Origin of the sequence: Streptomyces anandii JCM 4720 (assembly GCF_014650655.1) — a bacterium.
Lineage (GTDB): Bacteria > Actinomycetota > Actinomycetes > Streptomycetales > Streptomycetaceae > Streptomyces > Streptomyces anandii.
Genome location: NZ_BMVJ01000034.1, coordinates 36091 through 46105 on the forward strand (window position 1 = coordinate 36091; position 10015 = coordinate 46105).

The 10015-nt window shown below is 70.7% G+C and carries 7 protein-coding genes; 2 read left to right on the forward strand and 5 right to left on the reverse strand.

Going from position 1 to position 10015, the window contains the following annotated elements; all coding sequences use genetic code 11:
• The 5 genes from IE249_RS39365 to IE249_RS33585 form a co-directional block, all read right to left on the reverse strand.
• On the reverse strand, positions 1-213 hold a 213-nt coding region (locus tag IE249_RS39365; RefSeq protein WP_229859858.1), incomplete at its 3' end, for a hypothetical protein.
• 105 nt (positions 214-318) lie between these two features.
• Positions 319-1782 (reverse strand): phytoene desaturase family protein, encoded by a 1464-nt coding sequence (locus IE249_RS33570; protein WP_189710991.1) that lies wholly within the window; start codon positions 1780-1782, stop codon positions 319-321.
• 283 nt (positions 1783-2065) lie between these two features.
• Entirely contained in the window at positions 2066-2467 is a 402-nt protein-coding gene (locus IE249_RS33575; RefSeq protein WP_189710993.1) for a DUF6009 family protein, read from the reverse strand.
• Positions 2464-3990, reverse strand: coding sequence for a DNA primase family protein (locus IE249_RS33580; protein WP_189710994.1), 1527 nt, complete (start codon positions 3988-3990; stop codon positions 2464-2466). The genes IE249_RS33575 and IE249_RS33580 overlap by 4 nt, the downstream gene beginning before the upstream one ends.
• Positions 3987-5105, reverse strand: a complete 1119-nt coding sequence (locus IE249_RS33585) for a bifunctional DNA primase/polymerase (protein WP_189710996.1) — start codon at positions 5103-5105, stop codon at positions 3987-3989. The genes IE249_RS33580 and IE249_RS33585 overlap by 4 nt, the downstream gene beginning before the upstream one ends.
• Positions 5106-6043: 938 nt before the next feature.
• Between IE249_RS33585 and IE249_RS33590 the strand changes: the two genes are divergently transcribed.
• Together IE249_RS33590 and IE249_RS33595 are read left to right on the forward strand one after the other, a co-directional pair.
• Positions 6044-7180 (forward strand): sugar ABC transporter substrate-binding protein, encoded by a 1137-nt coding sequence (locus IE249_RS33590; RefSeq protein ID WP_189710998.1) that lies wholly within the window; start codon positions 6044-6046, stop codon positions 7178-7180.
• A 510-nt stretch (positions 7181-7690) separates the two neighbouring features.
• Positions 7691-10006 (forward strand): FdhF/YdeP family oxidoreductase, encoded by a 2316-nt coding sequence (locus tag IE249_RS33595; protein ID WP_189711000.1) that lies wholly within the window; start codon positions 7691-7693, stop codon positions 10004-10006.
• Positions 10007-10015 lie beyond the last annotated feature (9 nt).

Below are 10015 nucleotides of genomic sequence, written 5' to 3' on the forward strand. Positions count from 1 at the left end.
GGGGCGGGTGGACGTGAAGACGGCGCCCTCCACAGGGAGGTCCAGGCTGTCCACTGCCTTCGCGATGGTGCTCATCCGCGTTTTCCCTTTCGAAAGCGAGCCCCGGAGTCCTATTCCTCCGTGCTCTCTTGGAGACGACCCTGCCCGATCGTCAGCCGCCCCCACATCGAGGAAAATACCTAAACTTTGCGTGACGGTTTTCACATCGTTCACACGAAGAGTGATCGGTGGGCCACTCGTCATGATGCCGACCGGATTCCCGACGCCGTGATCTCACATCGGCGCGGTTCGTGCTGCCGGGCTCACGCACGGGACTCGTCAGCCCTGTGCGGACGACGGCTTTCGGGTTCGGCCGGTTTCCGCGCGTGCTCGGGCGAGGTGTCGCAGGGCCTGTTCGGCGGCGTTCGCCCCGCACATGCCGTGTGCGCCCGCCCCGGGCGGAGACGCCGCGGAGCATATGAACATGCCCGGCACTCCCGTGCTGTAGGGGTCGCGGGCGAGGCGGGGGCGCGTGACGAGCTGGGCCACGCTGTTCGCCCCCGTGACGATGTCGCCGCCGACGTAGTTCGCGTTGTACTCCTCCAGGGCGGCCGGCGAGCGGACGGCCATGTCGAGGACACGCTCGCGGAACCCGGGGGCGAACCGCTCGATCTGACGGACGATCGCCTCCGTCGCGTCACCGTCGTAGCCGTGCGGTACGTGCGCGTAGGTCCACACCGGGTGGATGTCGCCGTTGGACCGCTGGGGGTCGGCCAGGTACTGCTGGCCGACGAGAACGAAGGGCCGCTCCGGCATTCGGCCGGCGTGGATCAAGCGCTCGGCTCGGGCGATCTCCGCGTAAGTGCCACCGAGGTGGACGGTGCCGGCCCGGCGGGCCGATCCGTTGGTCCACGGGACGCCGCCCTCGACCGCGAAGTCGACCTTGAACGCGCCGGGTCCGTGGCGGAAGCGGCGGTAGGCGCGGGCTGTCCTCCCCGGGAGCCGGTCGCCCAGGATGTCGGCGACCGCCCGCGGCGCGAGATCGAAGAGGACCACGTCGGCCGGCGGCAGATCCGCCATGGAGCGTACGCGAACGCCGGTCTCGATCCCGCCGCCGAGATCGGCAAGCAGGGCGGCAAGCGCGTCTGTGATCGCCCGGGACCCGCCCGCCGCGACGGGCCATCCGTAGCGGTGGCCGGCAGCGATGATCAACGAGCCCACGCCGGCGGTGGCCGGGCGGTGGAGCGGCCGGAACGCATGGGCCGCCACCCCGGCGAAGAGAGCGCGTGCGCGTGCGGAGCGCCACAGCGCCGCCACCGCCCCGGCGGGCAGGAGCGCCTGCACGCCGAACGCGCCGAGCCGCAGGGGATGCCTCGGCAGGCGCAGCAGCGGGCGCATGACGTCCTCGGCAAGCGCGTCGTAGCCGTCGGCGAGGTGGCCGAACACCCGCTGCCACAGCCGTCCGTCCGAAACGCCCAACCCGCGGGCCGTCTCCCGCACGGACCGGTACAGGACGCCGGCCTCACCGGAGTCGAGCGGATGCACGCAGTCGATCTCGGGAAGGCACCAGCGAAGGCCGTAGCGGTCAAGACCGAGGGTGCGCAGGAACGGTGAGCCCACGGCCATCGGGTGGGTGGCCGAGCAGTGGTCGTGCAGGAGACCCGGTGTCAGTTCACCGGAGCGCGTGCCGCCGCCGATGGCGTCGGCGGCCTCCAGAACGGTGACCTGCACGCCTTCTCGAGCGAGCGCCACGGCAGCGGCAAGGCCATTGGGCCCGCTGCCCACCACGATTGCCGTGCTCATGTCGCGCTGCTGACGGCCTCTCGTTGCTGCGTGTGGCGGCTCATCCGTATCAGCTCTCTCGAAGTGGAAGGGGACGGAGGACTCCGACGAGTGGTGAACCAACCCTAAAAGGCGCGCCGGTGACAGCGCCATCCGCAGAACTACCTACCTGCCAGGGGCTGCCGCATCGCTGCCCGTGCGTGTCCCCGTGCACCGGCGTCCGCTCACACCGTGGCCGCATGAGTTGTGTCCTGTCCGGCCCCGGCGACAGCGTTGTCTGCCGCCGTCCGTGACAGGCCACCCGTCACAGCGGCAGAGTGATCCCGAGTTCGCGCATGGCGGTGGAGGGCGGGCCGCCTTCGGAGCGTTCGGTCTTGTAGCCCTTCATCCGGGCCTTGAGGGTGCGGGGGTCGATGGCCTCGGCAGGGGCGCCCTTGGCGTAGAGCCCTTCGGGGTCGCTGTCGCGGTCGTGGGGCAGCAGCCAGAAGACGCGGCGCCGGAAGGTGCCCGAGGAGCGGGAGGCCTTCGCCTGGGGGCTGAGAAGGGCGTAGCCGACCATGCGGCCAGGGCGGTGGTAGGCGGGCTTGCCCCGTCGGGTGGGCAGCCGGTCCAGGCTCTGGCGGACGTAGTCGAGGACCTCGATGTCCTCCAGCCAGACGATGTCCGTCTCGTGACTGATCTCATCCTCGGTGATCAAGGAGCTCATAGGGTGGCGCCCCTCTCCTCGTCGGTGAGCAACCCGATACCCGGGTAGTGCTTGCGCTGGTTCGACAGGATCATCTCCTTGGGCGAGGCCAGCCCGACCAGTTCACGCGTACGTGCGGCGAACGCTCGCGAGGACATGGCAGGGGCGCCCTCATTGTGGCACCACACCTTGTACGCGGCGTAGAGGGCGGTCTGTTCCGCGCGCAGTGCGGGGCCGAGGGCGCAGCACTCGTCGTAGAAGCGGCCTGCGTGGTCCTCGGTTTCGGCGTAGGCGGTGGTGGCGATGCGCACGCGCTCGGGGCCGGTGAGGTCACGGTCACCGGCAAGGTAGCGGCGGGCACCGTCGATCAGCCAGCCGAGGATGCCCGCACCTTCCTCGGTGACCAGGACGTCGGCAAGGTTGTCGATCTTACGGTCGTCGGGGACGACGCGTTCGAACGGGATCAGGCGCATGCGACGCCAGAACGCGAACCCGCCGGTGCCGACTTCGGGCCGGTGGTTGCCCAGCAGCCAGAGCTTGTGGGTGGGCTGGAAGCCGAAGAAGTCCTGCCGCATGCGCCGGGCCTTGATGCGGTCACCACCGGTCAGCAGCTTGACGCGGGCCTCGTCGAACTTGTCGCCGGGCTTGACCTCGCTGCACACGATGACACGGCGGCCGTGGAGTTCGGCCAGGTCGGTGGGGTGGCCCTCGTAGGGACGAGCCATGAGGAAGCCGGGCGGGGCGGCGTCGGCGTAGTCGCCGAGCAGTTTCATCAAGACGTCCAGCAGCACGGATTTGCCGTTCTTGCCGGAGCCGAAGAGAAAGGGCAGGACCTGGCCGCCCACATCGCCGGTGACGGAGTAACCGAGCAGCAGCTGAAGATAGGCGATCATCTCGCGGCCTTCGGTGTCTTCGCCGAAGGTGTCCGTCAGGAAGCGGTCCCAGCGCGGGGTGCGCACGTGCTGAGGGCCGACGCTGGTGGACCTGGAGTGGAAATCCAGGTTCGGGTCGGGTTTCTTGATCAGACCTGTGTACAGGTCCACGATCCCGTCCGGGGTGCACAGGGCATACGGGTCGGCGTCCAGCAGGGCGGCGTTGAGGACCATTCCCGGCGCGGACCTGGCCTGGGTGAGCATGGCGTTGATGCCCGCGGTCGACAGGGCCCGGCGTCGGTGCTGCTGGAGCGCCTGGGCGGAGAACACCCCGCGGGGGTCCTGGCCGGCGATGCTCTCGGCGAGTTCACCGGCTGCCCACAGCACGGTGTCGTCCTCGTCGATCTGCCAGCGGGTGGTGTCCCACCGGTACCAGCCGATGCCGGGGACGTGCCGGTAATCGTTGGCGTAGAGCCTGACGAACAGCTTGGCGTTGCCCCGGTCGGACAGGGTGTCCGGCAGCAGACCTGCCGGGGTCGCCCCACCCTCACGTCCCCGGTCGCCATCGGTCTGCGGCGGAACGGGGACGCGACCCTGGTTGCGGATCTGAGCGGCGACGGCTTCGGGGTCGAAGTCGAAGAGGGTCTCGGTCTCGTTGCCGGGCGAGGTCACGGACCGCCCCTCCAGGTCGTGTTCAGCGGACGCTTGAGACCGGCGGCCATGCCGCTGCGGATGATCCGCCCGCAGCGCCGTTCCTGGCCCGGACGGGCCGCGGCCGCGGCCTCTTCCAGTGCGCCCTCGGCCTCGTCCTGCGACAGGTGGCCGGCGGCGACGAGGCCACCGAGGGTGTAGGCGGCACGGTTGAGTGCCTCGGAGAAACCCGCGCCCTCGGTGACTTGGCCACAGGCCTCCACGGGAGCCAGCACGGCTGCAAGGGTGCGGGAGGCACGGTCCCGGCCGCCGCCCGCTGCCCGGACGGCCTGCCGTCCCCGGGGCGGGACCGGCCGGGGGCCGGGAACGCTCGGTGCGCACAGGTGGCCCGTCCGCAGCAGTTCCTGGGCCAACCACTCGGGGAGGACGGCGGGTTCGCGCACGTCACCGAGGGGGATGTAGGTGCCGTGGCTGGTGCGGGTGCCCGGAGCCACGATGTAGCCGCCCCAGGCACGGACATCGACCTGCCAGGCCAGGGCGCGGCCCTGGCTGGAGCCGACCGAGCACTGCCAGCGGCGGCCGCCTGCGGCCCGGTACCAGACGTGGAGGCCGCCGGAAGGGGTGCGGACGCGCAGGGTGGTGTCGTCGTCGGCGGGGCTGTGCCGCCCCCGCAGCGCGGCGAGGACGGCGAGCGTGTGGAACCCGGTGGCAAGGCCCCGGAGGTCGACGTGGTCGCCGATGGGGATGCCCGGCAGGATCCGGTCCCGGCCGGGAGGCTGGGCGGACTTGGCGTCGATGTCGATGACGACCAGCCCTGCCGGGCCGCAGGCCACGCCGACGCCGAGGTCCGGGTGGGCACCCCACCACTCCTCGATGCGGTGCCGGTCAAGGGTGGCGGCGTGGAAGCCGTGGCACCAGCGGCCCGCGGGCAGACAGGGACAGTCGGCGTGGGTGTGCGAGGCCCTGCGGCACTCGGAGCAGTTCGCTGCAGGTATCTTCCGGCCGGGAGCGAGCGGATGGACGGGCCAGCCCCGGCTCGCGCACTGTGCGGCGGTCACCAGTGGCAGCTCAGTGACTGAAGGACCGGAGACTCGCTGCCCTGGGTCGCTGCGCGAAATACGCAGCTCAGCAGGCATCTGCATCCCCTAACAGCGACCGAAGCGACTCAATGACGGACACAGACTAGCGAACGTGGCCGATGAGGTCGCGGACCACGCCCGGGAGAGCACTGACGCCGTGTCGGATGCCGCGGCCGGCAGGGCGTCGGCAGCGACCGAACCGCCGGGCAGCGACCGAACCCGGTTCGGTCGCTGCCCGGCAGCCGGAAGGGAATGCCCAGTTCAAGGCTGGTGTCGCACCTACGACAGCGACTGAAGCGACTGAAGTCCTCTATATATGACGCACACGCGCACACAGGAACGGCTCATATACCGGCAGCTTTGGTCGCTTCAGTCGCTGTGCCTGCCTCGTAACAGTCCTGACCTGCGGTTTCGGTCGGCATTGCGTCAGCGACCGAAGAGGCGCCGAGTCGCTGCTCCTGAGTCGCTGGGCGAGAGAGCGACAGCGACCGGAGCGACCGGGAGCGCGGGGGCGCCGTGGCGGGCGCCCCCGGACGGGCTTCCCGGCGCCCGGGGTGAGCCCCCGGGGTGAGCGATGGCCGACGGTACGTCAATGCGCCGGATTCCAGGGCGCGTTGTCACCGTCGTACCCTGGCTCCGGATCGGGTCACGTCCCTTCTCGATCCACGAGATCCGGTCCGGCGGCGTCCCTGGTTCCGTCTGCCCGCGACCCGGGCGGGGCAGCGGTCCGTACCGGACTCGTCGACGCTTTGTTACGACAACGTCTTGACGTGTCACCGAGTTGCCCGCTTGGCTGTCGGCCACGCGAGTCAGTGAGCGGCCCGGGGCCCATCGGTCTCCGCCTGCCTCTGTCTGCCCTCGGCCCCGGCGAGGCACAGCGGTCCGGACCGGACTTCGCCCTTTGCCGCGACGGCACTTTGACGTGTCACGGGTTCCCTCTCGGTGTGCCGGCCACGCGAGTCACGAAGCTGCTCCCCGTTCGGAAGGCCCCGGAAGTGAACTCTCGTACCACCTACAGACCTGCTCCGAGGCGTACTGCCGCAGTCGGGGCAGTATTTTCCTCGACGGTCCTCCTCGCCGCGTGCGGTGCGGTCGGCGGCCTCGGCGGGGGCGGCGGCGCCGCATCGCCGACCAAGGGCGACGACCTCAGGATCGGGCTGCTCCTGCCCGACCGGGACACTGCGCGCTTCGAGAGGTTCGACTACCCGGTCATCAAGAAGTCGGTCGCCTCCCTCACGCACAACAGGGGCAAGGTCGTCTACGCCAACGCCGGGGCGAGCGTGCCCCGGCAGAGCCGGCAGTTCCAGCAGATGGTGGCCGAGAAGGTGGACATCATCCTGGTGGACGCACTGGACGCCAAGGCCATCGCACCGGATGTGCAGAAGGCCAAGGACGCCGGCATACCGGTCATCGCCTACGACCGCCTGGCGCAGGGCCCGATCGACGCGTACGTCTCCCACGACAACGAACTCGTCGGCCAGGTGCAGGCACGCAGCCTCCTCGAGGCGCTCGGCCCGAAGGCGGCGACCAGTAAGCTCGTGATGCTGAACGGCGATCCTGCCGATCCGAACACGGCGAGGTTCAAGAAGGGCGCGCTCGACGTGCTCCAGGGCAAGATCGACATCGTCAGGCAGTACGACACGGACAAGTGGTCGCCCGCGGTCGCCAAGGCGAACATGAAGCAGGCGATCCAGTCGGTCGGGCTGGGCAACATCGCGGCGGTGTACTCGGCGAACGACGGCATGGCGGGCGCCGTCGTCGACGCGCTCAAGGAGGCGGGCGCGAAGTCGATCCCGCCGGTGACCGGGCAGGACGCGAACCTGGACGCCGTGCAGCGGATCATCGCGGGGGAGCAGTACATGACCGTCTACAAGTCGTTCCTGGACGAGGCCAGCAACGCCGCGCAGATGGCGGTGGACAAGGTCCAGGGCCGTGACATCGCCTTCGACGCGCTGACCCGCGACACGGTGGACAGCCCGACGCAGAAGAGGATCCCCGCGACGCTGGTCCCGGTGGTCGCCCTCACCAAGGACAACGTCAAGGACACGGTGATCGCGGACGGCGTCTACACGGTCCAGCAGCTCTGCACACCGGCGTACCGGGCCGACTGCGCGGCGGCCGGCCTCAAGTAGCGCACGGCATCGGGCACGTACGCAAGCCTGGTCCGCCACCACGGGGGACGGCGGCGGACCAGGCCGGGGCCAACGGTGCCACATCCGCCCCCGGCGCGCGAGCCGTCAGCGCTGACGTGGCCGAAGGGCGCCCCTGCCGGCCCCGGTGCCGAAGTCTGCGGCGAAGTCCGCTGTGCCGGTGGCTCCACGTGCGCCCGGCTGCCGGCGCGGAGGGGGTGCCGCCCCGCCGGCCCCGGCGCGGCAACGGCCGCCGTTCACGGCGGCCGTTGCCGCGTGGGCCCCGCCGCCCCCGGGCAGGAGCCGCCGCCAGGCCGCCGTGCCCCGCCGCGGTGCGAGCCTTGACAGGAAGCCGGCAGGGGGCTTACCTAAGCTGAAGCTGTTGCATATTGCGCCACTGTTTCGTGATGTGCAACTCCCTGTGAGCGACCGAGCGCCCCGCGGCGGGCCGCGATGCCCGGCGACGGCAAGGGCGTCGCTCTGAATCCCCTACACCGCGGAGTAGCGCCACAGATGATTCGCAAGCCACCTGCCGAGGACCCCGGCGACGCCCGTCTGCGGGTCGGCCCCCCGAAGGAGTACGCCGCCGGTGTCCCCGCCGTCACCTCCTCGTTGCGGCATGCCGGCGAACAGATGGGCACCCGCCGCAGCCTGCTGACGCTGCTTCGGGTGAACCAGAAGGAAGGCTTCGACTGCCCCGGCTGCGCCTGGCCCGAGCCGGACCACCGGCACCGGGCGGAGTTCTGCGAGAACGGCGCCAAGGCCGTGGCCGAGGAGGCCACCGTGCGGCGGGTCACCCCGGACTTCTTCGCCGAACACACCCTGGAGGATCTGCTGCCCCGCACCGACTACTGGCTCGGGCAGCAAGGACGCCTCACCCACCCCATGTACCGTCCGGCGGGCAGCGACCGCTACCGGCCGGTCTCCTGGGACGAGGCGTTCGCCGTGATCGCCCGCGAACTCACCGCACTCGATCATCCCGACCAGGTGGCCTTCTACACCTCCGGACGGGCGAGCAACGAGGCCGCTTTCGCCTACCAGCTCTTCGTGCGGAGCTTCGGCACCAACAACCTGCCGGACTGCTCCAACATGTGCCACGAGTCGAGCGGTACGGCCCTGGTGGAGACCATCGGCATCGGCAAGGGCAGCGTCAGTCTGGACGACCTCCACGAGGCGGATCTCATCCTCGTCGTCGGCCAGAACCCCGGCACCAACCACCCCCGCATGCTCTCGGCGCTGGAAAGGGCAAAGCGGCGGGGCGCCCGCGTCATCGCGGTCAACCCCCTGCCCGAGGCCGGGCTGCTCCGGTTCAAGAACCCCCAGCGGCCCTCGGGCATCATCGGCGGCGGCACCCGGCTGGCCGACCAGTTCCTGCAGATCAGGCTGGGCGGGGACCAGGCGTTGTTCCAGGCCTTCAACCGCCTGCTGCTGGAGGCGGAGGACGAAGCCCCCGGAACCTGCCTGGACACCTCCTTCATCGACCGGTTCACACACGGCTTCCAGGAGTTCGCCGAGCACGCCCGCAAGGCGTCGTGGGACGACATCCTGGAGGCCACCGGACTCTCCGAGGAGGAGATCCGGGCCGCCTTCCGCCAGGTGCTGGCCGCGCAGAGGACCGTCGTCTGCTGGGCGATGGGACTCACCCAGCACAAGCACTCCGTGCCCACCGTCCGGGACGTCGTCAACTTCCTCCTGCTGCGCGGCAACATCGGCCGCCCCGGTGCCGGCCTGTGCCCCGTGCGCGGCCATTCCAACGTGCAGGGCGACCGGACGATGGGCATCCACGAGAAGCCGGACGAGGCCTTCCTCGACGCGCTGGGCGCCGAGTTCGGCTTCGCTCCGCCCCGCCACCACGGTCACGACGCGGTGGAGAGCATCCGTGCCATGCGCGACGGCGACGTACGGGTCTTCGTCGCGCTCGGCGGCAACTTCGTCGCCGCGGCCCCCGACACCGAGCTGACCGAGCGGGCGCTGCGCGGCTGCCGCCTCACCGTGCAGATCTCGACCAAGCTCAACCGCTCGCACGTCGTGGCGGGGGAGCAGGCGCTCATCCTTCCGTGCCTCGGCCGGACCGAGGCGGACCTGCGCCCGCACGGCCCCCAAGAGGTCACGGTCGAGGACTCCATGGGCATGGTGCACCTCTCGCGGGGGCGGCTCGCCCCCGCCTCCGAGCACCTGCTGAGCGAGGTCGCGATCGTCTGCCGGATGGCACGGGCGACCCTGGGGGAAAGGGGCCCGCAGGTGCCGTGGGAGGAGTTCGAGGCGGACTACGACCGCATCCGCGACCGCATCGAGCGCGTGATCCCCGGCTTCGAGGACTTCAACACCCGGGTACGGCGGCCGGGCGGCTTCGCCCTGCCCCACCCCCCTCGCGACGAGCGCCGGTTCACGACCCGCACCGGTCTGGCCAACTTCACCGTCAACCCGCTGCAGCGCCCCGAGGTCCCGCCGGGCCGGCTGCTGCTGCAGACGCTCCGCTCCCACGACCAGTACAACACCACCATCTACGGCCTGGACGACCGCTACCGCGGCATCCACCAGGGCCGCCGGGTCCTGTTCGTGCACCCCGACGACCTCGACGACCGGGGTCTGGCCGAAGGGGACCTGGTCGACATCGTCAGCGAGTACGAGGACGGTGTGGAGCGCCGGGCGCCCGCCTTCCGGGCCGTGCCCTACCCGACGCCCCGAGGCTGCTGCGCAGCCTACTTCCCCGAGACCAACGTCCTCGTGCCCCTCGATTCCACGGCGGCCGGCAGCAACACCCCCACGTCGAAGTCCGTCGTCGTCCGGCTCGAACCGTCCTCTGCCGGGCCGCAGGCCCGCCCCTGACCGGCGGCC